Source organism: Thalassobacillus devorans, from assembly GCF_900176565.1.
Classification (GTDB): Bacteria; Bacillota; Bacilli; order Bacillales; family Halobacillaceae; genus Thalassobacillus; species Thalassobacillus devorans_A.
In genome coordinates, this window is the sequence record NZ_FXEH01000005.1 from 979,625 (window position 1) to 1,002,904 (window position 23,280).

The window sequence follows — 23,280 nt, forward strand, 5'->3', positions numbered from 1 at the left end:
TCATCATTTATGGATAAACGTGTATATTTATTGACCATCGTTTCCTTTATCGTCGGTATGGTCGAATTGATCCTTGGCGGTATTTTAGATTTAGTAGCAAACAGCCTGAAAGTAAGTCTCGGCCAGGCTGGTCTTCTTATCACTATTTTTTCACTTGTCTATGCCATAGCAGCTCCGATTCTTTTGACAGCAACCGCGAAAGTAGAGAGAAAGCGTCTCACTTTGATTGCGTTATCTATTTTCCTGCTTGGTAATATCATCGCGGTTATCAGCCCTTCTTACCTGGTCTTGCTGCTGGCTCGGATTGTTTCAGCGGCAAGTGGCTCCTTACTGGTTGTATTGTGTGTCACCCTTGCCTCTAATATTGTGGAAGAAAAATACCGCGCCCGTGCTATCGGGATTGTATTCATGGGCGTCAGTGCTTCTCTTGTATTAGGAGTACCAATAGGGCTGATGCTTGGTAACGCTTTTGGCTGGAGAGCGCCATTTGCTCTGATCACCCTTTTGACGGTCGTTTCTATGCTTGGGGTTCACTTCTTCATGGGCAGGATTGAACCGAAACCAGCCATTCCTATTAAACAGCAGCTGGCAACGTTAAAAAATCGTAGAATTCTTTTCGCTCAGTTGACGTCCTTCTTATTTTTGACGGGACATTTAGCATTGTATGGTTATTTGACACCATTCTTAAAAATGACGATGGGCTTGAATGGCACATGGGTGAGCATTGTCTACCTTATTTTTGGAGTGGCTGCCGTAATTGGCGGTGGTGTCGGCGGGATGCTGTCGGACCGCTTCGGAACGAAACCGACGATTGTCGGGATTATCGTTATCTTTGCTTTCTCCATGTTCGTAATTCCTTTTACTACTTTCTCCCTGCCGATTTTTTTAATCGTCATGGTGGTGTGGAGCATGCTTAGCTGGGCCATCACACCTGCTATGCAAAGCTATTTGATAGAATCATCACCGGAAACATCAGATATCCAGCAAAGCCTGAATAATTCAGCCCTTCATTTTGGGATTGCGTTTGGTTCGTTCATCGGCGGTATTGTCATTGAACAGGCATCGGTTGATTACAACGCAACCATCGGTGGACTATTTATCATTATCGCTCTTGCAGCCGCTGTATTTTCGATGCTCAAACAGACAAAGCCATTGCTGTCTCATTAAAACTAATGCCAGTCACCTATTTAAGAGGGCTGGCTTTTTTAGTGGATTGGTTAATCTTGTTGATAACCGATAAGTGCATGGCTTCATGAGAGATGTGAAATAGGAACATTTCACCTAAGGTGGTCATATGTAAAAACGGTTCCTCCAGCTGTGTATCCAGCTTACCCTTACTAATCTCAATCAGTTTAGCGGGCTGCTGTTCCAATTGTTCCATCAACTTACTTGCATTTGGCGGTTCATCCTTCCATTCTGAAGGGCTGCTTCCCCTTGGAAACAGAAGGTGATATTGTAAGGGCAGCATTCTTTCCAGCTTAAAATGATTACACACCGTATGGTCCCAGCCAACGAGAATATGCCCGGCATTCCACCTGATATTATTGGTGTAATGTTCCGGTATGAGATCCCATTTCTCTTCAGGAAGCTCTTTCAGAAACTCCAACGTCCATCCTCTCCACATTTTCCATTGATTAAAGACTTGTAGTTCATTCATCAGATCTCTCCTCTACTAATGACGTCGAAAAAGTGCCTTTTATTTTTATTCTCTTTCCATACCTTCCTTCCCTGCTTTTTTCATGAACAATTGAAACGATGAATAAGATGTTAAAAACACAGGAAAAGAGGTGAATCTATGGACTTCTCTGTGAACGACCTTGATCCGTGTGATCTTCCATTTTGTGCCCATACGAATGACACCGCCCCTTCTTTCCAGGCGGAAGCTTATGATAATGTCTCTAAAAAAATTACATCAGTAGATTTAGCAAGCTACCGTGGCAAGTGGGTCGTACTCTTTTTCTATGCCAGTGATTTTACTTTTGTCTGACCGACCGAACTGGCAGCGGTCGCTGCCATTTATCCTCACCTGAAACACTTAAATACGGAAGTGCTGGCTATCAGTACCGATAGTGTCTATGCGCATAAAATTTTCACCGAAACCTCGCCATCGGCTTCCAGGGTAACCTTCCCACTTGTCAGTGATCGGACACAGGAAATCAGTAAAGCGTACCGGGCCTTCAATCCAAAAACCGGTGCGGCGCTCCGTACCACTACCATCATCGATCCCAATGGTATCATTTCAGCAAAGCTCACCAACCCGCCTGAGGTAGGAAGAAATGTGCCAGAAATTCTACGTCTGATCCAGGGCATACAGTATGGCAGAAAAACAGGTGAAGGCGTGCCCGCGAATTGGATGCCAGGACAGCCGGGAATTAAGCGAGACCCTAATATGATTGGTAAAATATGAGAGATACTGAAACCCCGGATGATGCTCACATCAGGGGTTTCACTATACGAAGAAAAATCCAGGGTTCCACGTTGGGAAGCCCGGATTTTTGAATTTAACGTAAAATATTTCGTTCATTGGCGCTGACATCTTTTACTTGTGTGACAGATACTTTTTCTCCTTCGTTTAAATTGGTAAACACGATTGGAGAAATCGTGGATGGTACATTCCCTTTCAGATACTCAAGATCTGCCTGCAACAATTTATCACCTTTTTTAACGCGCTGTCCTTCGGAGACAAACACTTCAAATCCTTCCCCTTGAAGCTTAACGGTATCGAGACCAACATGGACTAAAATTTCATGACCGCTGTCAGCTTTGATTCCGATTGCGTGCTTTGTCGGGAATACATTGCTAATCTCTCCATCTACCGGGGAAACGAATAACCCGTCTGCAGGGTCGATGGCAAAGCCTTCGCCCATCATTTTCTGTGCGAACACTTGGTCAGGAACATCGCTTAAATCCATTAATTTCCCTTTCGCAGGAGAAACAATGTCCGCTTTATCCAAAGCAGGTAACCCAGCGCCGCCATTAGTTGTTGTTTCTTCCTGAATCTCTTCCCCACCAGGTGCCTGCATGTCATTATTGTCCATTCGCTTACGCATGGCATCAGCAAGGAAATCGACCGTCGTACCGACAATGACGTGCAAGTTAGTTTTATTAAGCTTCATAACCCCATTGGCGCCCTGACGCTTGAGTGCTTTTTCATCTACCGCTTCCATATCATTTACCTGGAGGCGAAGACGTGTGGCGCAATAATCTAATGTTTTAATATTTTCCGGTCCTCCAAGCGCTGTCAGGTAATGATAGGCTTTTGTATCATAATTTCTTCCTTTACCGCTGGCAGGCTGACCGACCTGCTGATTTTCTTCTGCAAGCTCTTCGTCTTCATCTTCCCGTCCTGGTGTTTTCAAATCAAGTTTTACAATCAGGAAGTAAAATACAACAAAGTAAATAGCCGCGAATACCAAGCCCTGGACGAACAGCATGATTGGTTTTTGTGCAATACCGAAGTTCAGCAAATAATCAATGAACCCGGCAGAGAACCCGAATCCATGCCTAATATCCAGCCATAAGGAAACCATCATGGATAAAGCTGTCAATAATGCGTGCACCACGTAAAGTAACGGTGACAGGAACATGAAAGAAAATTCAATTGGTTCCGTGACACCCGTCAGGAATGATGTAACGGCGATACTGAACAACATCCCACCGACCGCAGCTCTGCGATGCTTCTTCGCTGCCGCATACATGGCAAGACACGCAGCAGGCAGACCGAACATCATGATTGGGAAGAAACCGGCTAAGAAGCTTCCCGCACTAGGGTCTCCCGCCAGGAACCTGCTGATTTCACCACGGACCGCTTCATCAGCACCTGGTGGCATATACGAACCGAAATCAAACCATACGACCGTATTGATAACGTGATGCAGACCGATTGGAATCAACAATCGGTTGAAGAAACCGTAAGCCCCTACACCGAGTGCTCCTGCGCCAAGCATCCATTCTCCTAATCCATTGATTGCTGCCTGGATTGGCGGCCACAAGAAGCCGAAGACACCAGATAATATAACCATAACGACAGCCGTGACAATTGGGACAAACCGCTTTCCTCCAAAGAAGGAAAGCCAGTCAGGAAGCTGAGTCTGGTAATAACGATTGTATAAAAGACCTGCAATAATCCCAGCTATAATACCTCCAAAAACTCCCATACTTAAATCATCACCAAAAGACTCTACCCCTCCAGTCAGGACGAGGTAACCTACTGCCCCCGATAACGCCGCTCCCCCGCTGCCATCTTTAGCGAAGCCCATGGCAACACCAATAGCAAAAATCAGCGGAAGGTTAGCTAAGATCCCATTACCAGCCTCAGCTACAAACGTGATGGCCAGCATGTCATCCGCGCCCAGCCGTACAAGCAATGCGGCTGCCGGAAGCATGGCGATCGGGAACATCAATGACTTACCGATACGTTGCAAAAATGCTAACATTTCTTTTCCTCCCTTTTATGTAATTGAATTTTGAAACCGCTTAATTGAATTGTAACATCCACTTATATAGACGTATAGACCAGAAGTGTAGGTACTCCACTATAATATATTAATTAACCTTATGTAAGATAATTCCTGCCTTATCAAAAAATAAAAGTGAATGGCTCGTTTTCCTGCCATCCACTAACACGCTAGTCTTGTAAGTTTACTTTCACCCAGCCTCTGACCCCATTAATCAGCCAAATAGTATCCGCCGTATCCAGTTCGCGCTTGTTAATTTTTCTCTCCATCACCGCTCCTTGCTCCAATAACTCTTGTCGGAAAGTACCATTTAAAAGCCCACATTCCACGGGAGGGGTTAACAGCTTCCCGTGTTTTTCTATCACCACATTACCAATGGTGAATTCTGTGATCTCTTCATTTTCATTCCAGAGCAGCACAGAAAAAATGTCTTCGGGTGAAGCTTTGGTGTGCGCATCATAAACATCACGATGAGTCGTTTTATGATATAAAAAAGGATCCTGCTTATCAACTGGAGCTTTTGCCAGGGAACAAACTACAGTTTCCAGCGGACGGACGGCAGCAGCTTCCACTGTGACTTCGCCAGACTTACTCACCAGCAGTCGAACTTTGAAAGCACCCACTGGATGATCATCGGCTACATTTTGCAAAGCTTTCGACACGATTTCGGCATCCATGGAAAAGCCAAAATAACGGGCTGAGGAGATCAGCCGGTTCATATGCCGCTGATACAAAGGATAGGATCCATCCTGCAGTTTCAGAGATTCCAAAAGATGAAATTTCTTTCTTTTTTCCTTTAACAGCCGGGCTTTTGCCATTAGCTCCTCATACTCCCCGTCCACGGTAGAATCCCATGTAACACCGCCTCCGGCCCCGTAAATGGCTGTTTCCTCTTCTTTATCTATTAAGACTGTTCTGATAGGAACATTAAATATCGCCTCTCTATCAGGGGTAATGTAGCCGATCGCTCCACAGTATACATGGCGAGGGGATTTTTCCAATTTGTAAATATAATTCATCGTGCTGATCTTCGGCGCACCTGTAATGGAACCACATGGAAACAGAGCATGGAACCAATCCAAAATGGTAGTATCAGGCTCCAATTCCGCCTCAATAGTAGAGGTCATTTGATGAACGGTCGGATAGGAATCAATAGCGAATAAGTTGGGCACCTTTACCGTTCCCGGCTTTGCGATTCGTCCCATATCGTTGCGCAGCAGGTCAACGATCATAAGATTCTCTGCCCGGTCCTTTTCAGAAGTAGAAAGTTTATGCTTAAACTGCTCATCTTCTTCCATGCTTCTTCCCCGTTTTGCTGTACCTTTCATTGGTTTTGTTGTAATGACCCCATTACTGACTCGAAAAAAGAGTTCGGGAGATGCCGATAAAATCCGGTATCTTCCTATATTCAAATAAGCGGCATAGTCAGACTGCTGATTTTCCTTCAGTTGTTGATAAAAAGAATAATCCTCCCCTTGAAAATGGGAAGTCAGCCTTGCTGTATAGTTGACCTGATAGGTGTCTCCTGCTTCAATTGCCTGTTTAATAGCCATAATTCCCTGACGGTATTCTTCCTGGGTCGTATCGAGCTTCCAATCAGAAATCTGATACTCGGAAAGGGACTCAGTCCGGGAATCAGGTTCGACAGGATTTTCAAAAATGCCAAACCAGACGAGTGGGAGGTCTCCTGTTGCATGATGGACCTGGTACGCTGTATCAAAACCTGGAGCAGCTTCATAAGAGACAAACCCCGCTACATAATACCCTTCTTGAATGGCATCTTCTATTTTTTGAAAAGCTGCTGGAATTTCTTCCGGGTGATTTACTGCAATCACCTCGAGAGGGTTCGCAAAACATATCGGCTGATTATTGTCTGCTTCAGTAAAGTCAAACTGTAAGAATGGTTCCATATCACACCTCTTCCTGTATCGACCTCATTGTCCAACATTTGGCGTTACGATAAACATTTTCAAGCATTTGTAAGCCGGTTTCTGACAGGATGGATTCAGGATGAAATTGCAGCCCCTCAATGGGGTATTTCTTATGCCGGACACCCATCACTACTCCATCTTCTGTCTCGGCGGTTACCATCAGGCTTTCTGGCATGGTATTTCGTTCCGCTACCAAAGAGTGATAGCGTGTCACCAAAGAAGGAGAAGGCAGATTACGAAATGCCCCATGATAATCATGAATGATTTTGCTTACTTTTCCATGCACCGGCCTTGCCCCTTTGACTACGTTTCCTCCAAAGTAGGTAACAATTGCCTGATGCCCAAGACAGACTCCTAAGATTGGAATTAAGGCATGGAAAGTATCCAGAATAACCTGGTTTCCCAGTGTATCCTCCGGCCTTCCCGGTCCGGGAGATAGGACAATCAAGTCCGGACCTAAGCGTTGGAGTTCCTTCACGGTCACCTGGTTGTTTCGATATACAAGCACTTGTTCATCCATCTGCCTGAAATATTGAACCAAATTGTATGTAAAAGAGTCATAATTATCTATGATGACAACCATCTTGCCCACCACTTTCTGAAGGATGCATCCCCACTTATTATAAACCGATGGAACAATCGCCACAAACTAAAAATCCCCCTAAGAACTTCAGTCTCAGGGGAATCTCTTTATTGTTCAACTCTTATCCAATAAGCAGGCTTTCCACTTTCAGGGGCTCCCGGAAATTGTTCATCCTGTGCTACCCGAATCACCTTATTCTCCTGCTGCTGTGAAAAACCTTCGACCAGACTGTCAAACCGGTACTGTCCTGTCTCCGGTGCCTTATCACCTGTTTGATAACGCTCTTCTGACATTGTGCTCACCTCCATTAGGGCTCTGCTGACTATTTAGGTGTATTTTTACCGAATCCCTTCATTCGTAAACGTCGCCAGGTGAAATATTAAATCCCAAGACATGAGCTATAAGAAGATAACAGGGGTGCTCAGTATTTATGGTTTTCAAAAGGATATTTACGATGGAGGACAATCCTGGCTATATATTTGTGAAAAAAATATTCACCGACAGCCATGGTAAATGCAACTATTGCCCCGGAAATAATAAGCGATACTGAATTATTAACCAAAAGGTTTCCGAGCAGCCATATCACGCCAAACACTATTGCAAAATCGACCAGCGTTGCTACCTTATTACCTGCTTTAGGGAATACTTTCAGATCACCTAATGGATAGGAAAGCGCCGCGATGGTAAGAGTCAAGATCATAACTTGCCCTAATGTCAACTGCCAACCTAAACCAAGGATAAAAAACACAGCAGCAAAGGTCATTACACTTTTGATTCCAATAGCTTTAAGGTGTTCCATCATCGACCTCCTCACCCTAGCTCTCAAAGGAAATATTTCCTGTTTTTATCTGATAAAAACATAATCTGACAAAACGTTAAAATAATGTAAACTCATAGAGGATGTTGTCTTCTACTTGTAATTCTTATCAAGTTTTAAAAAGTAGCAAGAGTGAAATGAGAACACAAAGACAACTACTAAGAAGAGAGGGTGTTTGAATGACAGACCAAAATAAAAACAGACGCTATGAGGACTCTCCAGAACAAAAAATCAAAGAAAAAGATAATCAAAAAGATATTGATCCACAGCGCGAGCAAGTGGATGCCAAGAAGAACAAAGAGAGCGAAAAGAACCCGGATGATTTCGAACAATAACTCCCCCTTGGCTAAAGCTGCTTTCCCGGAAAGGAAGGCAGCTTCTTTTATGTTGGTAGGTCTTTTGGGTGATGATGGTAGGTTAAAAGAATTCCACACATGGTTGTATTTTTCAAAAATCACTCTAATCCTCTTAGCAGTGCGTTTATTTCTGCTATAATTTTACTAATTTACATGGAGGAGGAGTTCTTTTTGAAAAGATTGCTTACAATGATGGCTGTGTTTGGTATGTTATTCGCTTTTACTGTGCTACCTGACGTTTCTGCCAATACTGATACAGTTCCTGGCGGGCCTTCTACTGATGGGAACACAAACATCAACAGTATTATTACATACGATGAAATGATTAAAAAGCTGGAAACTATCGAAGCGACCAGCAAAGGAAATGTGGAAGTATTTACACTGGATGACTACGGTAAATCTGAACAGGGGAACAGCATTTATGTAGCTAAGGCAGGAGACGGAGATAAAAAGATTTGGGTACAGGCTCAAATTCACGGAGATGAAAAGTTAACGACAGAAGCCGCTTTACAAATGTTGAAAACATTCGCCAGTAATGGCTCCCCGGACGTCAAAACCATTCTCGAAGAAGCAACCATCTATGTCATTCCAATGTATAACCCGGATGGTTCCATCTTGAATACTCGCGGAACCTATCTTGAAAACGAGGACAGGTATCTGGATTTGAATCGTGACTGGGCCACAGATAAGTTCGAAGCAAAAGAATCACGGATTGTATACGAATACTGGACCGATTTGAAACCTGATTTTGCAATTGACCTCCATCACCAAGGATTTAAAACTGTGTACGGCACGAACGAATCTACTTCCTTTTCACTAGGGATCTCCCTTGCTCCTGACGGGCCTACGCTTCCTGACATTAAGGACGGTTTGTATAATACTGTGACCAAACAGATGCAGGCATATGTATATGATTCGATGATAGATTATGGTTATACCCACATTGACCAATACCAGGTCTGCGGTGGAGATGAAAAATATTTCATCGACATCAGAGGCGGGGTCGTGTCCGCTATGATGCTGGGGACAAATTATAATAACCTGAATGACGATGGCCATAGCAACCCGGCTATTTTCTTTGAAACAAAAGGCAATACTAGAGAAGGAAATCTTGGTCAGAAATCTAATGGTTATCTGACGAAACAAAACTATCAGGCATTGAAAGCACTTATGTATGGGATTGCTACCGAAGAAATCTATGATGTTGATCCAGAGCGCTGGAATGACATCCCCGCTTACCCAAGTGCAGGGTATTTAACAGATTATGAAACAAGTGGATATTAAATGTGCAGCTGCCGGCAGCTTTTATGTGTCATGTGACCATTTTCCCTTACTAGTAGATAAGGGTTATTTTTTTGATAAATATCTACACTATTATTAGTTAATCGACAATTTTTTCAGGATAAAAGTAATAGATTCACCATTCTACATCCATTATTTGGAATTTAAGAAATTTACTTACAATTCAAAAAATAGGATAATGACACTGTCTATTAATCTATCAATACAAGGGAGGATACTTATGTACCGTAAAACATTAACAGCTATTCTGGCAGCCGGACTGGCAGTAAGTTCAGGGATTTTACCGGCAGAAGCAGGAAACAACGCTCCAAACGAACAATCGGATCACGCTTTTGACAACAAGGTAATCAAGAAAATCGACTCAGAGAACATGTACGAGCATATCGAAGTGTTAGCACAGCAGCCTCGCGAAGCTGGCACGGAAGGCGAATGGCAAGGTGTCCAATACATTAAAGAAAAATTTGAAAGCTATGGGTACGAAACAGAAATTCAGCCCTTTGAATTTAATAAGGGGTTCGAACCTGGAACATCGTCTATTTCAGTGGACGGTAATGAGTTCGATGGAGATGTCCATACATTTACAGGTTCAGTAAATGCTGAGGTGGAAGCACCGCTTGCCTATGTCGGTCTTGCTTCCGAAGAAGAAGTCAGTGAGGAAGTCGACGGGAAAATCGCTTTGATTGAACGAGGTCAGATACCTTTTTATAACAAAATCCAAAACGTGCTTGATAAAGGTGCTATAGGGGTCATCATGTTCAATGGTGAAGGAAGTACAGGCAACCAATTCGGTTACACCTATGATGGACAAGATATCCCCGCTGTCGCTATTACACGTGAAGCCGGTCTGGAATTGATCGAGCGTCTGGCTGCGGAAGATGTAATAGCGACGGTTTCCGTAGAAGGTGCAGGCTATATTACAGGGACAAGCCATAATGTCATCGCAAAAAAGGCACCACACCCTAACAAGGACAACGGACAAATAGTTATGGTCGGAGCCCATCACGATTCGGTGAGTAATGGTCCAGGTGCTAATGACGACGCCTCCGGTGTGGGAGCGGTTTTAGAATTAGCAAAGGTTATGGCAAACACTCCTACGGATACCGAGCTCCGATTTGCTACGTATGGCGCAGAAGAAAAAGGTCTGGTTGGATCCTATCATTATGCTGGTTCTTTGAGTGAGGAGGAAGTAGATAATATCGTTGGTCACTTCCAGCTCGATATGGTAGGTAGTCGTGATGCCGGAGAATTGATCATGTTCACCCCGGACGGAGAAAAGAACTTGGTGACAGATTACGGATCAGCCGCTGGTGCCCGCGTTTCAGAAACTGTGCCATACGGACAGCTTGGCCGCAGTGACCATGTTCCTTTCTTTAAGCGTGGAATCCCGGCAGCATTGTTCATCCATGCGCCACTGGAGCCATGGTACCACGGTCCTGAAGATACGATCGATAAAATCAGTAAGGAAAAGCTGCAGGACGTTGGGGAAATTGTAGGAGCGGCGGTCTACCAGATCGCCAGACCGGATACGCCTGCTTTAGAGAATGCTAATGTTGCCCCAGGACCAGTAGAATATGACTTCGACGACCGCCCACTTTAATCACAGCCTAATTTTTGCATTGTAATAATTTCACCAAAACCTAATTACAGGAGGTACGTCGTATGAATAAATTCAAAAAGAAAGCAGCAGTTTTGCTGTCAGCGGTCATGCTGTCCAGCGGGCTGGCTTACTCCCCTGCAGTTTCATTGCCGTCAGCGGATGCAGCTCCTTCGGAATATAAGAGTGGTTTTGATCAAAAGGTCATCAAGCGATTTCAGGCTGAGCGAAGCATCGAGCATATTGCCTACTTAAGCGAAGAGATCGGACCTCGTGTTACTGGTACAGAAGCAGAACAAGAGGCTGCTGACTATATTAAAAATCTATTAAACTCTTATGGCTACGAAGTCGAAGAGCAGGAATTCGCAATTCCGGACCGGATGTCGGGCACATTAGAGACAGTGGATGGAAATGAAGTTCAAGTGAATATTCCTTCCGGATCTGGATTTACAGACACAGACGGAATCACGGGCTTGTTATTTGATGCCGGCCTGGGTTATCCGGAAGACTTTTCAGAGGAAGCAGAAGGAAAGATTGCCCTCATCTCCCGTGGCGAATTCAGCTTTGCTGAAAAAACACAAAATGCGGTTGAAGCAGGTGCTCTTGGTGTATTGATCTATAATAACTCAGCAGAACAGCCTCCCCTCAATATGTCACTCGGTGATTATGAATCTCCAGTTCCGGTAGCAGGGTTGACCATGGAAAGTGGTCAGGCGTTGCTTGAAGATGTGGCAGCTGAAGAAAAAGAGGTGACATTTGCTGTCGAACGGCTGGAGGATGCCACGTCGAAAAACATCATTGCTTCTAAGAGTCCAAAGCATGTCGACAATCCTGAGATTGTTCATGTGACCGCACACTTCGACAGTGTCCCTTATGCCCCTGGAGCAAACGACAATGCATCAGGAACCAGTGTTGTGCTGGAATTAGCACGTATACTGAAAAGCTATCCAATCGATAAAGAAGTTCGTTTTGCCTTCTTCGGAGCAGAAGAAATTGGTCTTGTCGGTTCAGAGCATTATGTAAATGAACTGTCAGAGGAAGAAGTCAACCGGAGTATCGGCAACTTCAACCTGGACATGGTCGCAACCAATTGGGAAGAAGCATCTTCCATTTATATGAACACGCTTGATGGACAAGCCAACACGGTAACGGAAAGTGCAGAAGCAGCAGCAGAAAGAATTGGCACCCCTTCCCCATTGACCCTGTACCAGCGCGGTGCTTCTGACCACGTTTCCTTTTACGAAGGCGGTATTGATGCCGTAAACTTCATCCGACGTGAGCCGGAAACGGCCAACCTGGAGCCCTATTACCATACACCAGATGATGTCCTAGAATACATCAGCGAAGAACGGCTGCAGGAGATTGGCGAGCTGGTTGGAGCAGCAGTATATGAATTGATAAGAAAATAACTTCACCTCCCCTCCTTGTGAGGGGATTTTTTTGTGAAGAAATGAGTATCCAACTCCTATCATTAGTATATTTATCAGATAAAATCTACAAAAAATGAAAAGTACTATAGTAATTAAGTAACAGAGCTGGTTTTCCCGATTAAGGGAAGGACAGCCTTGTTTGTTTAAAGGTAGCAATTAAGGGTAGAGTACCTTTGAAATAATTTCATTGAAAAGGGGATGAGTAAATGAACAATGTTCAATGGTCAGGTTTCCTGGAAGGAATCCCTAACCTGATAGTTGCACTGTTAGTCTTACTTATTGGCTGGATTATTGCCAAAGCCATTGAAAAAGGTGTCAAGAAAGGACTGGAGAAGACCGACCTTGACGACAAATTATTTTCTGGAGGAAAAGAAAGAAGGAATGACAATAAAAAATGGACCTCCGAGAAAATAATCAGTAAAGTCGTCTACTGGATTGTACTAATTTTTGTATTTGTCATTTTCTTTAATATTTTAAATCTGGATATCATCGCTGCGCCACTTTCCGATATGTTATCCACCCTATTCGCAGCCATTCCTAACATCTTGAAAGCTGCACTTATTCTATTGGTTGCCTGGTTAGTCGCAAAAGCGCTAAGCTGGCTTGTCATTAAAGCTGGTGAGAAGTTCGACCTCGGACACAAAATGGAGAGATTCGGATTAGCAGAGGATGAGCATTCTTCCAATCGTGGCATTCAAAGCGCCGCTAATATTGTTTTTTATTTAGTATTGCTGCTCTTCCTGCCAGCTGTTCTGTCTGCATTACAGATCACTGGGATTTCTGAACCGTTCACGAACATGATCCAATCTTTCTTAGCCTTTATTCCAAAGCTGTTTGCAGCGGCTCTCATTCTACTGATCGGGTGGTTTGTAGCTAAGCTTGTACGGGATATTTTGACTAAATTCCTTAAGAGTATCGGCACAGAACGAGCCGCTCACCGCATGGGGCTCGACAAAATTCTTGAAGGAACGAGCTTATCCAGAATCATAGGTACGATTGTTTATATCCTGATCTTGATTCCTGTTGTAATCTCTGCACTGGAGCAACTGGAAATCAGAGGTATTACGGACCCGGCGATCAACATGCTGAACAACGTTCTAGCCATGATTCCAAATATCGCGATTGCCATCGTTCTTATTTTGGCAGGTATTTGGGTCGGTAAATGGGTCGGCCAAATTGTAGCCAACTTACTAGAGCGCCTTGGCGTCAACTCCATGGCAAGAAACATGGGAATCGGAAACTGGGATCCTAACGAGAGCAGTTACAGCATCTCCCGTATTATCGGACGTATCGTTCAAATCCTGATTGTCGTCCTATTCACTGTGGAGGCTCTGCAGATTATTCAGCTGGAATTCCTTGTCGATCTTGCAACTGGCGTTATCGCTTATCTGCCTAGCGTGTTTGCAGCTATCGTAATATTATTCGTAGGTCTCTATGTCGGAAACCTTGTTCAAAAACTATTGCATAACATCCTGCATGGTCCTGGTTACCGCATGCTCTCTGCAATTGCTAAATATACAATCTTCGCCCTAGCTGTATTCATGGCACTGGATCAGCTTGGTGTAGCAGACAGTATTGTCAACGCAGCATTCATCCTGATCCTTGGGGGACTTGCTATCGCCTTCGGTCTTTCCTTCGGTCTTGGTGGACGCGAGCTGGCAGCTAAGTATCTGCATAAATGGGATACTAAGTTAGAGAAAATTGAAGTACAGAATCAAAATAAATCTAAGTATGACCAGACAGAAAACGATATGCAGAATAGACCAAACCGACCAGACACAGATCCAAACAATCCATTCAATGGACCCGACAACAAACTTTAATTATTAAAGAAATGGGAAAGCGGCCAAAAGGTCGCTTTCTTTTTTTAGGTAACAGCTTGTCACACAACTATCATTTAACAAACCATACGAACTTTGATAAAGTTTAAGAAAGAAAAGCTTTGTACAAAGGAGGATTCACCTTGTTACAGCTGTTCATCGCATTCATTGCAGCAATTTTAATCATTAGTGCTTTTATAATAAATCGTTATTTCGCAAGGAAAGGTCAAATCACCAACAGCATGATCTACCCTTCGGTCATCGTAGGGGGAAGTCTCGGTCTGATAATAGGACTTGTGGGAAAAGGCTCGGTTGCGGGAGTTATCCTGACCATGGCTATTTTAACCTTGCTCGTTTTCATCCAGATGTTCATCATACATCGTATTTCTAAATTGATTGGTCCTATGAGAAAACATAGAGAAGAATAATAGCTGGTCAGCTCTTGCAAAATAGGGAGCTGACTTTTTTAATGAGCTTGTGCATCGTAAAGGTGTAAATCAGTATCTGAATAAAAAAATAACACGCCGGTTAAGCGTGCCAAGTAAAGGGGATTACTTATCAAAATTCAGGACAGCGACTACAAACATGCCAAAGCTTAACATCAACGTCAGTACTTCAAAGGTGTTCATCAACTATCGCCTCCTTATGTTAAGCATCCCCAAACATATGTTTGTCCTATTCAATTTTTCTTAAAAAAAATATTTTTAAAGAAGTTGGCTTGTAACCAAGATTCTCTTTTAATCGTAAAAAAAAGAACGGCTGGCTTCAACCGTTCTTCTCTATATTTTCCGGCTTGGTTAATATGATTCCGATTAAGGCACCAATACTGATAATGCCAGCCACTGTCATTACCTGGCTTCCTGTATCACCATTGATGATAAATGTACCAATCAAGGAGATCGTAATACTGATGAGGGAAATAACATATAAGGTGGCTACCGTTTTTGACTTTTTTACATAACCGCTAAATCCCAGCGTTCCGATTAACGTCAATACGACCGCTACAAATATCACGTGCAGCCACGCTCCTTTCCATACTGAGGATCTTCTTATAGGTTCCCTTGAATAGTCAATATCATGCCTTCTTCCACATATTTTTCTTATAAACTACTGGTTAGCGCACGTTCATTTCCGAAGGCTTCGGCCCTTTGCGTTCGTTACGGTCCAGCGCATCGATTTGCTCCATATCCAACGTATCCAATTCAAAATCAAACACATTAAAATTTTCTTCAATTCGTGAAGGTGTCACTGATTTCGGAATGACAATTGTATCGTTTTGTAAATGCCAGCGAATGATAACCTGCGCCGGGGTTTTGTCATGCTTTTCAGCAATTGTCTTAACTGTATTATTCCCCAGCACTTCCCCGCCTTGCATCAAAGGGCTCCAGGCTTCAACGTAAATCCCATGCTGCTTACAGAAGTCTTTCATTTCTTTTTGAGCAAGGTATGGGTGGCATTCGACCTGATTCAATACAGGCGTCACTTCACATTCATCCAGAAGACGCTGCAGATGGTCGATATCAAAATTACATACCCCGATGGCTTTTGCCCGTCCATCGTGATACAACTTTTCTAAAGCTTTATAGGTTTCTACGTAGTCATCAAATTCCGGTGTCGGCCAATGGATCAAGTATAAGTCTACGTATTCAAGACCCAGTTTTTCTAAACTCTCATCAAAAGCTTTTAACGTGTTTTCATAGCCTTGATCGGTATTCCATACTTTTGTAGTAATAAAAAGCTCCTCACGCTGTAAACCACTTTCCTGGATGGCCTTTCCGACTCCGCGTTCATTTCCATAAATAGCAGCGGTATCAATGGAACGATAACCAGTTTCTAAAGCCTTTTTCACTGCTGGTACCGCCTCATCATCCTCTACTTGCCATACGCCAAATCCAAGCTGGGGCATGGTAAGACCGTTATGTAAGGTTACTTCCTGCATAAAAACACTCCTTTATTTATGATAATTGTAGTTTATCATAGGAGAATAGGGTAAGGCCTATATAACAGCTTTTTAATTTCGTAGACCGGAGGGATCGCATGCATGCTGGATAAAGCTAAACTATTCTCAGAAAAAGCCCACGAAGGCCAAGTGAGAAAAGGGACCGGCAAGCCATATATCGTTCATCCTACACGTGTAGCTGAAACCTTGCACCAGGCTGGCTGCTCAAAGGAATTGATTTGTGCCGGGTACTTACATGATGTAGTGGAAGATACCGATTATACGATTACAGATATTGAGAAAGAGTTCGGCAAGAAGGTAGCAGGCCTTGTAGCAGCTCATACGGAAGATAAAACGAAGTCCTGGCAAGAACGTAAGCAGCATACAATCGATACCGTAAAAACAGCATCGAGAGATATAAAATATCTAATAATCGCTGATAAACTCGACAACCTGTTATCAACGGAAGAGGAAATGAAAACGAAGGGCGCACAAGTTTGGCATAACTTCAATGCAGGCTACGAATCTCAAAAATGGTATTATGAATCAATAGCCAACCATATGTATGACGACCTTCTCAAGAAAGACGCTCCAGAATTCTTCCGAACGTATGAAGAAGCTGTTTTGCGGGTATTCTCTTAATATTACAAAACGATTAATAGTACACCAAATACGTTAAAAATGGACAGCTCCTTTTAATGGGCTGTCCGTTTTACGTTTGGCCAATAATTATTTTATGCATCCAGATGGCAGCCTGCAGACCATCTCCCATTGCGATGGCGACTTGCTCGGAGTGAGCGACCACATCCCCTGCGGCCCAAACACCAGAGACATTGGTCATTTTCGTACGATTGTCGACAAGAATATGACTGTTTTGATGCAATTCTACACCAAGTCCCTTTGCTAGTTCTGACTTTACCTTATTCCCCCCAAACGCTATAAAAGCATAGGACGCTTCTACCTTTTCCCCATTTTGCAGGATGACTCCTTTAACAGCCTCCCCTTCCTTTAGAACACAGGCAACTGGTTGATGGATATAGGTGATCTTCTTCTCCTCCAATGCATTTTTCAATTGCTCATCCACATCACGTAATTCGTGATTGATATACGTCAAGTCCTCCGTCCAGTACGACAGGGTCAAAGCCATATTCGCTCCCGGGTTCCCTGTCCCCAACACCATTGTCTGCTTATCTTTAACTTCATAGCCATCACAATCCGGGCAAATGAATACACTCACTCCTAAACAAGGATAAAGCTCTGCAAATACAGGCGGAATACGGTCAACTACTCCTGTAGCTAATAAGACAGTTTTGGTACGAATATTTAAATCATCATAGGTGATAATATGAAAGTTTTCACGCTCTTGCTTAATATCGGAAACTGTATCCTGCAGGAATTCAACCCCCAAATCAGCGGCTTGCTTTCTTCCAATAGCCCTTAAATGCTGACCACTGACACCCTCAGGCCAGCCAAGCAAATTGTGATAACAGCGACAAAGGTTCGAGCGCCCGCGATCAGAATCAATAACAAGCAACTGGTGCTGGTATCTTCCCAGTTGAATAGCCGCCTGAAGACCGGCAATTCCCCCGCCTACAATTACCGCCTCATAGTTTTTCAATGCTCACCCTCCTCACACGCACCAATTTATACTTTTCTTATTGTCACATTTAAAAAAAATCTCATGCATCTAATTTCCTTTTCACTTCATATTCCCCGGGAAATACACAGTGAAAAGGAAGAAAAAAGAAGGATTTCTAAGTAAAAAACCTCTCAAATGAGAGGCTAACTTTTTATTGAATCTAATAATGGGAGTCCTAATTCCTCGAAGGAATACAATAGAAACTCTACTTTAAACATTTCAGAAGTAACGGAGTTAACATTAGCATCCAGCTTTCGTAATAGCTTTTCTTTCGCCCCATTGTTGAAAGTGCTAACGATCACATAGCTTACATGAAGTTTTTTATTTCTGGGAAGCAGCTTTTTATATTCAGCAGTTTGGTGGAGTATATGCTGGACGGATTGGTATAGAGGTTCTAGTGGAAATGAAGCATGAGGTATGATTTTTGAAGCGCAAATGATACTTTTATTTTTCAGTTCCAGCAAGCCATCAAATTCTAATTCTTTATCTGGAGAGATAATACGTATATGACGCTGTATGGGTTTATTATAACGCCTTTCTATTTCCTTAAAAGCAAAGTCTTCAGCAATCAAAACAAGCTGCAGCGGGGTCAATGATTCACTCATGGGTTTGGCTGTCACTGGCTCCGTATCTTTTTTCTCAGGTTCTTCGTGTTTGAATTCGATTATATCCTGAAGTTTATGATCGAATACTTCCTTATTCGACACGAACTCTTTTTTGTAATCAAAATAATCTTTATTCCCTCGTATTATAGCAGCTAAATTCTGCAAATACTCGGTCCTTGTAACAGCTGTTGCAATAATGAATATGCCAGCAAGGTAGCTCCATGTGTTATTGGCGAAAAGGCATAAGCCAAGCAGCAATAAAATTCCCGCAATTTTCAGGGCATGGGCCTTCCATTGCTTCTTAAAAGACAGAAATGAACTGACCAGACCTAATACCAGGATGACAGCAGCTAACCCTTCACGGAAGTTTGCCGGTAAAAGTATTTCGATTCCCTCCACCTCCCCGATTATTTCTTTCATTATATGCGCCAAAACATGGAAAAACAACGAGCCATCCTCACTAAATATCTAGGGAGGGATACTTATTTTATTGCTCCTTTTATTTCATCTTTCACCAAATTTTATATAAAAATGACTTTCACGAAAAGCTGCTACTTTTCTGAAAGCCATTTTTCTTAATTATTCATTTTAGAAAGGAAACCACTGAGCAGATCTTCATCCGACTCTTCTTCTTCCTCATTTCCGTCGACCTTTTGTTCTTTTAGCTGATCTTTCATTTCATCAAAATTCAAATCATCTAATGCCTTATCCATTTCAGACCAGTCTTTCTGATCTTGACCCTCACTTCGAACTTCAGGTTCCGGGGCAGGTATTTCTTCCGCCTGCACCGTTGTAGCTGCTACTTCTTCCTGTAAGTATAAAGCTTCATCAATATTCACCTGATTACTGTTCATCGAAGCAAGAAGCGCAGTAGCCCGGACGGGATCAGCAAGCAAGTGGTGGATAATGCTGCCCAGCAGCGCCTCCGAATGCTCATGTTTGAGCCAGTTGCGCTGTTCCTTCGTCAATTGTCTTGGTAGTGGAATCGTGACAGTTTCTCTATCTTTCGAAAAAGATTGATTGACACCTTCTAAAACAAACTGAGCGATTTTACTGGAAAAGTTTCTTCGCTCTGTTTCTTTTAATTTACTTAATTGCTTTAAAAGATGGTCAGGCGTGTCAGAGGGGACACGAAAGGTAATCGATTGTCCCCTCTGAATGCCTTTCCCTGCATTACTCATACAATCACCCTATTTTGATGAAGATGCTTTTTGCTTTTCACCTTTTTTATCTTCCACTTTACGGCTGTCATTTTTACGGATAAAGTCAGAAATCAACTTGTAGTAGGCATTGGACATCATCCAGATGCTTTCCTTTTCATCCTCAAAGAACTCAATATTGAAACCATCCAGGTTGTTGTTCAATGTTTTCAAATAATCTTTAAGCACGGAAGCTCCGCCACCGACAAAGTAGCAGATTTCAGACTGTGAATTCTTTTGCCAGACATTACGAAGGAAACGGTATTCCTTCTTCGCAAGCTCAAGCAAAATCCGGTCAGTAATATCATGGACACTCGTTCTGCTTCCTTTAACCATGATATGATTGCGGTCATTTTTACGAGTGATGATATCGACCACATCTCTACGGCTATCTAGTTCTACACCATGCTTGCTTCTGATCTCTTCACGAATTTGCTCAAGAGATTCCGAAACTCCAAGGTTGAAACCTTGCGCCTTATCGTCATCTACATTACGGTTACGAATAACAGCGATATCTGTAGAAAGTCCACCAATATCCTGAATCAAAATCTGTTTATCTATCAGATCTTTGTTGATGATATTCAGGTGGTTGTCCATTACCAGGTTGATATAGGCCGCAAACCCTTCTGGATAAACTTTAACTTCATCAAATTTAATATTTACTTTTTTCCCCTGATATTTAGGTGTAACCAGAAATTCCACCTGGTGCACAGAGCCCAACAATTGGGAACGGTAACCAACATCTTTTCCTTCTTTTACTTCTCTTAAAGGAAGTCCAGTACCCAAGGTGTAATTGGCATCAATCACGCCATTATTCGTTTTAAACCCTTTTTCCGGCGTTTTTTCATTTACAGCATCCATTGCCAAGGCCGCAAACAGCATGACCAATGTCTGATCCTCTTCCGCTTTACTGCTTCCTGGATCAAGTTCTGTAGAGTTACTGCTTTTAGTTGCCAGATTTCCGACACGGTAAATCGCATTATTCTCTGATAGGGCAGGGGAGTGGACGCGAATGTGGATATTATCGAGCGGATCTTTATCATCCAAATCTTCAATACCGATTACCGGACGATCTTCTACCTCACGCGCAATCACATTAGGTATGTACAGATCAGAATCTAATTTCCCAAATAGTGCTTTCACAGCATCATTTCCAACATCAACTGCTGCAATTCTTGAATTTGTCATCTTCACAACTTTCCTTTCTATTATGAGATTACTAATAGGCTTATACCAAAAACTACCTATTTAACCAGTAACTACTTTAAAGTTATAGTAGATTGCTAATATCGTCAATAAGAAAAAAGTTGCATACAATCAAGCAAACATGCACACAAAACTGTATACTTGTAAGACAAATTGTACACATCGCTTTAAATCAACATGTGTGCGTGTTTGTATACATGCACACATAATTGCGTGCGTTTTGCATTCTTTTTGTGTACATGTTTTCAATTTTGTATACTTGTATACGTTTTTGTAAACATAGGGTGTTACCGAAGGTAAATATATGGAAGATAGTGAAGTTTTATTTTAAATGAAGTGATTGGAATTTAATAATAATCGGATTTGGTCGAGCCTGGTAGAATTAAATAGATAAGGAAGGTGTGGAGAAGATAGAAAAATTGGAGGAATGGAAAGGGGGAAACCGAATAGGAACGGAGGGATTTAGAGGAATAGGGTTAAGAAAATGAGGATAATAAGCTCTCTCCCCCACCCTAAAGAGGGGGGAAAGAGGATTAGAATAATAGACAGTTACATATTTTGTAAATATGATCGAAGCCCCGTACTATTCACGTCTATTGAAAATAAAAATTACAAAGGCAGGAGAACTCTATTATCCCCTGCCTTCAGCCTGTGTTTAAGCTATCATTTTGCTGAGTTTTTATCATATCAGCATAAAAACCATCATTATTAAGCAACTCCTCATGGTTCCCCTTCTCGATAATTTCTCCATCTTTCAAGACAAGAATTAAATCCGCGGAGCGTATGGTATGGAGCCGATGTGCGATCACAAAGCTGGTACGGCCCTTCATCAATTTACTTAATGCTTCATTGATTTTAATCTCTGTCACAGTGTCTATGCTGCTTGTAGCTTCATCTAATATTAATAAAGATGGATCGGCAAGCAACGCTCTAGCTATCGACAACAGTTGGCGCTGACCGTGGCTGATACCTTTGCCATCGGCATCAAGGACAGTATCATAGCCATCGGGAAGACGACTGATGAAGCTATGAGCATTGGCTGCCTTTGCCGCCTGCTCTACCTCTTCATCACTGGCATCCAAACGGCCGTATCGTAAATTTTCCCTGATTGTCGTATGGAATAAAGTCGAATCCTGCAATACTACGCCCATTTGTTTGCGAAGACTGTCACGGGTGATTGTTTTTATGTTTTCCCCATCGATCAATATTTCCCCCTCATTTGTCTCGTAAAAGCGTGACAGTAGCGATATGATCGTAGTTTTACCAGCTCCAGTAGGTCCTACTAATGCAACAGTCTCCCCTGGTGCTGCATCAAAAGTGATATTCTTCAATGTCGGCTGTTCATCTTCATAGGAGAAATAGACGGATCGAAACTCAATGTTACCTTGTAGTTCTCGAATAGATTCGGCATTCCCTTCATCTTTGGTCTCTATCGCCTCATCAATAATTTGAAAGACACGGTCTGCACCTGCCACTGCGGAAAGAATCATATTGAATTGATTGGCCAGATCATTTAAGGGCCTGGTGAACTGTCTCGAGTAGGTCGTAAAGGTGACAATTACCCCAATTGATACAGCCCCATTAACAGCAAGGATCCCTCCCCCACCGACAATGATGGCAAAGCTGACGTTGTTCAGCATATTCATTAACTTCGGAATGAAACCAGTATAGGTTTGTGCCCAGTAACTCGCATGTCTTAAAGCTTCATTCTTCTTTTGAAATGTGTCGATGACTTTCTGCTCCTGTGAAAACATTTTGATGATTGTCTGCCCGGAAAACATCTCCTCTACGTACCCATTCATTTCCCCCAGTTCTTTCTGCTGTTCTTTAAAGAAGCGTCCTGTCCGTCTGGTAATCCACTTCATACCCGCATACATCACTGGGACGATTGTTAGTGTAAGTACTGTCAGCAAAGGACTAAGCCATAGCATCATTCCTATCGTACCGAGAATGGTGATCACACTGGTTGTAAATTGAATAATTGCCGTGTTGAGGGTTCTGCTTACATTTTCCATATCATTGGTCAGGCGGCTCATCAGTTCACCGAATTGTCTTTCCTGGAAAAATAGGATCGGCAGCCGCTGGAGATGCGAGAATAAGTGGTTGCGCATCGTAAATACAGTGTTTTGGGATATACCGATCATCCAATAGTTTTGCAGCCATAACGTCAAGGAATGAAATAGATAAACCGTTCCCAACAGTACCACCATTTGAAGCAGTGTACTCGTTTCAGGATCTTCAATCACTCTGTCGACTGCTACTCCGAGCAGGTATGGGCCGAGTAAGGATAACAGCGAACTGATCAGGACAATAACCAGCACTAGCCAGAATAACCGCTTCTCCCTTCTCATATAAGTCCACACTCTCTTTACAGTGGCCTGGATGTTCTCTACTTTTGGCGG

The 23,280-nt window shown here is 42.8% G+C and carries 23 protein-coding genes; 9 read left to right on the top strand and 14 right to left on the bottom strand.

Going from position 1 to position 23,280, the window contains the following annotated elements:
• Positions 1-9 precede the first annotated feature (9 nt).
• Positions 10-1,167 carry an MFS transporter gene (locus B9Y67_RS09380; protein WP_085506445.1) on the top strand — a complete coding sequence of 386 codons (1,158 nt, stop codon included), beginning with the start codon at positions 10-12 and terminating at the stop codon, positions 1,165-1,167.
• A gap of 16 nt (positions 1,168-1,183) precedes the next feature.
• Here the strand turns inward: B9Y67_RS09380 and B9Y67_RS09385 are convergent, their stop codons facing one another.
• Positions 1,184-1,657, bottom strand: a complete 474-nt coding sequence (locus B9Y67_RS09385) for a DinB family protein (RefSeq protein ID WP_085506446.1) — start codon at positions 1,655-1,657, stop codon at positions 1,184-1,186.
• Between the two features lie 138 nt (positions 1,658-1,795).
• Here B9Y67_RS09385 and B9Y67_RS09395 point away from each other — a divergent pair, with 138 nt between their 5' ends.
• Positions 1,796-2,407 (top strand): peroxiredoxin, encoded by a 612-nt coding sequence (locus B9Y67_RS09395; RefSeq protein ID WP_254901761.1) that lies wholly within the window; start codon positions 1,796-1,798, stop codon positions 2,405-2,407.
• A gap of 94 nt (positions 2,408-2,501) precedes the next feature.
• Here the strand turns inward: B9Y67_RS09395 and nagE are convergent, their stop codons facing one another.
• From nagE to B9Y67_RS09420, 5 genes are all read right to left on the bottom strand, one after another.
• Positions 2,502-4,436: an N-acetylglucosamine-specific PTS transporter subunit IIBC gene (nagE, locus tag B9Y67_RS09400; RefSeq protein WP_085506448.1), complete on the bottom strand. Its 1,935-nt coding sequence runs from the start codon at positions 4,434-4,436 to the stop codon at positions 2,502-2,504.
• A gap of 191 nt (positions 4,437-4,627) precedes the next feature.
• Complete coding sequence (gene pabB / locus B9Y67_RS09405; protein ID WP_085506449.1) at positions 4,628-6,367, bottom strand: aminodeoxychorismate synthase component I; 1,740 nt, start codon at positions 6,365-6,367, stop codon at positions 4,628-4,630.
• 1 nt (position 6,368) lies between these two features.
• Positions 6,369-7,034 carry an anthranilate synthase component II gene (locus tag B9Y67_RS09410; protein WP_369668749.1) on the bottom strand — a complete coding sequence of 222 codons (666 nt, stop codon included), beginning with the start codon at positions 7,032-7,034 and terminating at the stop codon, positions 6,369-6,371.
• A 44-nt stretch (positions 7,035-7,078) separates the two neighbouring features.
• Positions 7,079-7,264 carry a YjzC family protein gene (locus tag B9Y67_RS09415; RefSeq protein WP_085506450.1) on the bottom strand — a complete coding sequence of 62 codons (186 nt, stop codon included), beginning with the start codon at positions 7,262-7,264 and terminating at the stop codon, positions 7,079-7,081.
• Positions 7,265-7,392: 128 nt separating this feature from the next.
• Complete coding sequence (locus B9Y67_RS09420) at positions 7,393-7,770, bottom strand: DUF2512 family protein (RefSeq protein WP_176223946.1); 378 nt, start codon at positions 7,768-7,770, stop codon at positions 7,393-7,395.
• 197 nt (positions 7,771-7,967) lie between these two features.
• Here B9Y67_RS09420 and B9Y67_RS20660 point away from each other — a divergent pair, with 197 nt between their 5' ends.
• From B9Y67_RS20660 to B9Y67_RS09445, 6 genes are all read left to right on the top strand, one after another.
• Complete coding sequence (locus B9Y67_RS20660; protein WP_176223947.1) at positions 7,968-8,123, top strand: hypothetical protein; 156 nt, start codon at positions 7,968-7,970, stop codon at positions 8,121-8,123.
• 192 nt (positions 8,124-8,315) lie between these two features.
• Entirely contained in the window at positions 8,316-9,428 is a 1,113-nt protein-coding gene (locus B9Y67_RS09425; RefSeq protein WP_254901762.1) for a M14 family zinc carboxypeptidase, read from the top strand.
• A 238-nt stretch (positions 9,429-9,666) separates the two neighbouring features.
• On the top strand, positions 9,667-11,043 hold the full coding sequence (locus B9Y67_RS09430) for a M28 family metallopeptidase (RefSeq protein ID WP_085506452.1): 1,377 nt from the start codon (positions 9,667-9,669) through the stop codon (positions 11,041-11,043).
• A gap of 62 nt (positions 11,044-11,105) precedes the next feature.
• Positions 11,106-12,449: a M20/M25/M40 family metallo-hydrolase gene (locus B9Y67_RS09435; RefSeq protein WP_085506453.1), complete on the top strand. Its 1,344-nt coding sequence runs from the start codon at positions 11,106-11,108 to the stop codon at positions 12,447-12,449.
• Positions 12,450-12,676: 227 nt separating this feature from the next.
• Positions 12,677-14,293 (top strand): mechanosensitive ion channel, encoded by a 1,617-nt coding sequence (locus B9Y67_RS09440; protein WP_085506454.1) that lies wholly within the window; start codon positions 12,677-12,679, stop codon positions 14,291-14,293.
• A gap of 140 nt (positions 14,294-14,433) precedes the next feature.
• Complete coding sequence (locus tag B9Y67_RS09445; protein ID WP_085506455.1) at positions 14,434-14,718, top strand: hypothetical protein; 285 nt, start codon at positions 14,434-14,436, stop codon at positions 14,716-14,718.
• A 123-nt stretch (positions 14,719-14,841) separates the two neighbouring features.
• On the opposite strand, the gene B9Y67_RS21140 is transcribed toward B9Y67_RS09445, so the two are convergent.
• From B9Y67_RS21140 to B9Y67_RS09455, 3 genes are all read right to left on the bottom strand, one after another.
• Positions 14,842-14,919: a putative holin-like toxin gene (locus B9Y67_RS21140; protein WP_220387482.1), complete on the bottom strand. Its 78-nt coding sequence runs from the start codon at positions 14,917-14,919 to the stop codon at positions 14,842-14,844.
• Between the two features lie 136 nt (positions 14,920-15,055).
• On the bottom strand, positions 15,056-15,304 hold the full coding sequence (locus tag B9Y67_RS09450) for a hypothetical protein (protein ID WP_085506456.1): 249 nt from the start codon (positions 15,302-15,304) through the stop codon (positions 15,056-15,058).
• Positions 15,305-15,404: 100 nt separating this feature from the next.
• Positions 15,405-16,229 (bottom strand): aldo/keto reductase, encoded by an 825-nt coding sequence (locus tag B9Y67_RS09455; RefSeq protein ID WP_085506457.1) that lies wholly within the window; start codon positions 16,227-16,229, stop codon positions 15,405-15,407.
• A gap of 102 nt (positions 16,230-16,331) precedes the next feature.
• Here B9Y67_RS09455 and B9Y67_RS09460 point away from each other — a divergent pair, with 102 nt between their 5' ends.
• Positions 16,332-16,871 (top strand): HD domain-containing protein, encoded by a 540-nt coding sequence (locus B9Y67_RS09460; protein WP_085506458.1) that lies wholly within the window; start codon positions 16,332-16,334, stop codon positions 16,869-16,871.
• Between the two features lie 70 nt (positions 16,872-16,941).
• Here B9Y67_RS09460 and B9Y67_RS09465 read toward each other — a convergent pair whose 3' ends face one another.
• The 5 genes from B9Y67_RS09465 to B9Y67_RS09485 form a co-directional block, all read right to left on the bottom strand.
• Entirely contained in the window at positions 16,942-17,847 is a 906-nt protein-coding gene (locus B9Y67_RS09465; protein WP_085506459.1) for an NAD(P)/FAD-dependent oxidoreductase, read from the bottom strand.
• Positions 17,848-18,011: 164 nt separating this feature from the next.
• Complete coding sequence (locus tag B9Y67_RS09470; RefSeq protein WP_139823766.1) at positions 18,012-18,893, bottom strand: hypothetical protein; 882 nt, start codon at positions 18,891-18,893, stop codon at positions 18,012-18,014.
• A 155-nt stretch (positions 18,894-19,048) separates the two neighbouring features.
• The gene (locus B9Y67_RS09475) at positions 19,049-19,654 is read right to left on the bottom strand and encodes a hypothetical protein (RefSeq protein ID WP_085506461.1); all 606 of its coding nucleotides are present in this window, start codon (positions 19,652-19,654) and stop codon (positions 19,049-19,051) included.
• A gap of 9 nt (positions 19,655-19,663) precedes the next feature.
• Positions 19,664-20,860 (bottom strand): ParM/StbA family protein, encoded by a 1,197-nt coding sequence (locus B9Y67_RS09480; RefSeq protein ID WP_085506462.1) that lies wholly within the window; start codon positions 20,858-20,860, stop codon positions 19,664-19,666.
• A 662-nt stretch (positions 20,861-21,522) separates the two neighbouring features.
• Entirely contained in the window at positions 21,523-23,229 is a 1,707-nt protein-coding gene (locus tag B9Y67_RS09485) for an ABC transporter ATP-binding protein (protein ID WP_085506748.1), read from the bottom strand.
• Positions 23,230-23,280 lie beyond the last annotated feature (51 nt).

What these genes read in the sequence shown, in the direction of transcription:
- B9Y67_RS09380 (WP_085506445.1), top strand. Translation starts at nt 10, where the DNA reads ATGGATAAACGTGTATATTTATTGACCATCGTTTCCTTTATCGTCGGT.
- B9Y67_RS09385 (WP_085506446.1), bottom strand. Translation starts at nt 1,657, where the DNA reads ATGAATGAACTACAAGTCTTTAATCAATGGAAAATGTGGAGAGGATGG.
- nagE (WP_085506448.1), bottom strand. Translation starts at nt 4,436, where the DNA reads ATGTTAGCATTTTTGCAACGTATCGGTAAGTCATTGATGTTCCCGATC.
- pabB (WP_085506449.1), bottom strand. Translation starts at nt 6,367, where the DNA reads ATGGAACCATTCTTACAGTTTGACTTTACTGAAGCAGACAATAATCAG.
- B9Y67_RS09415 (WP_085506450.1), bottom strand. Translation starts at nt 7,264, where the DNA reads ATGTCAGAAGAGCGTTATCAAACAGGTGATAAGGCACCGGAGACAGGA.
- B9Y67_RS09420 (WP_176223946.1), bottom strand. Translation starts at nt 7,770, where the DNA reads ATGGAACACCTTAAAGCTATTGGAATCAAAAGTGTAATGACCTTTGCT.
- B9Y67_RS20660 (WP_176223947.1), top strand. Translation starts at nt 7,968, where the DNA reads ATGACAGACCAAAATAAAAACAGACGCTATGAGGACTCTCCAGAACAA.
- B9Y67_RS09430 (WP_085506452.1), top strand. Translation starts at nt 9,667, where the DNA reads ATGTACCGTAAAACATTAACAGCTATTCTGGCAGCCGGACTGGCAGTA.
- B9Y67_RS09435 (WP_085506453.1), top strand. Translation starts at nt 11,106, where the DNA reads ATGAATAAATTCAAAAAGAAAGCAGCAGTTTTGCTGTCAGCGGTCATG.
- B9Y67_RS09440 (WP_085506454.1), top strand. Translation starts at nt 12,677, where the DNA reads ATGAACAATGTTCAATGGTCAGGTTTCCTGGAAGGAATCCCTAACCTG.
- B9Y67_RS21140 (WP_220387482.1), bottom strand. Translation starts at nt 14,919, where the DNA reads ATGAACACCTTTGAAGTACTGACGTTGATGTTAAGCTTTGGCATGTTT.
- B9Y67_RS09455 (WP_085506457.1), bottom strand. Translation starts at nt 16,229, where the DNA reads ATGCAGGAAGTAACCTTACATAACGGTCTTACCATGCCCCAGCTTGGA.
- B9Y67_RS09460 (WP_085506458.1), top strand. Translation starts at nt 16,332, where the DNA reads ATGCTGGATAAAGCTAAACTATTCTCAGAAAAAGCCCACGAAGGCCAA.
- B9Y67_RS09470 (WP_139823766.1), bottom strand. Translation starts at nt 18,893, where the DNA reads ATGAAAGAAATAATCGGGGAGGTGGAGGGAATCGAAATACTTTTACCG.
- B9Y67_RS09475 (WP_085506461.1), bottom strand. Translation starts at nt 19,654, where the DNA reads ATGAGTAATGCAGGGAAAGGCATTCAGAGGGGACAATCGATTACCTTT.
- B9Y67_RS09480 (WP_085506462.1), bottom strand. Translation starts at nt 20,860, where the DNA reads ATGACAAATTCAAGAATTGCAGCAGTTGATGTTGGAAATGATGCTGTG.
- B9Y67_RS09485 (WP_085506748.1), bottom strand. Translation starts at nt 23,229, where the DNA reads ATGAGAAGGGAGAAGCGGTTATTCTGGCTAGTGCTGGTTATTGTCCTG.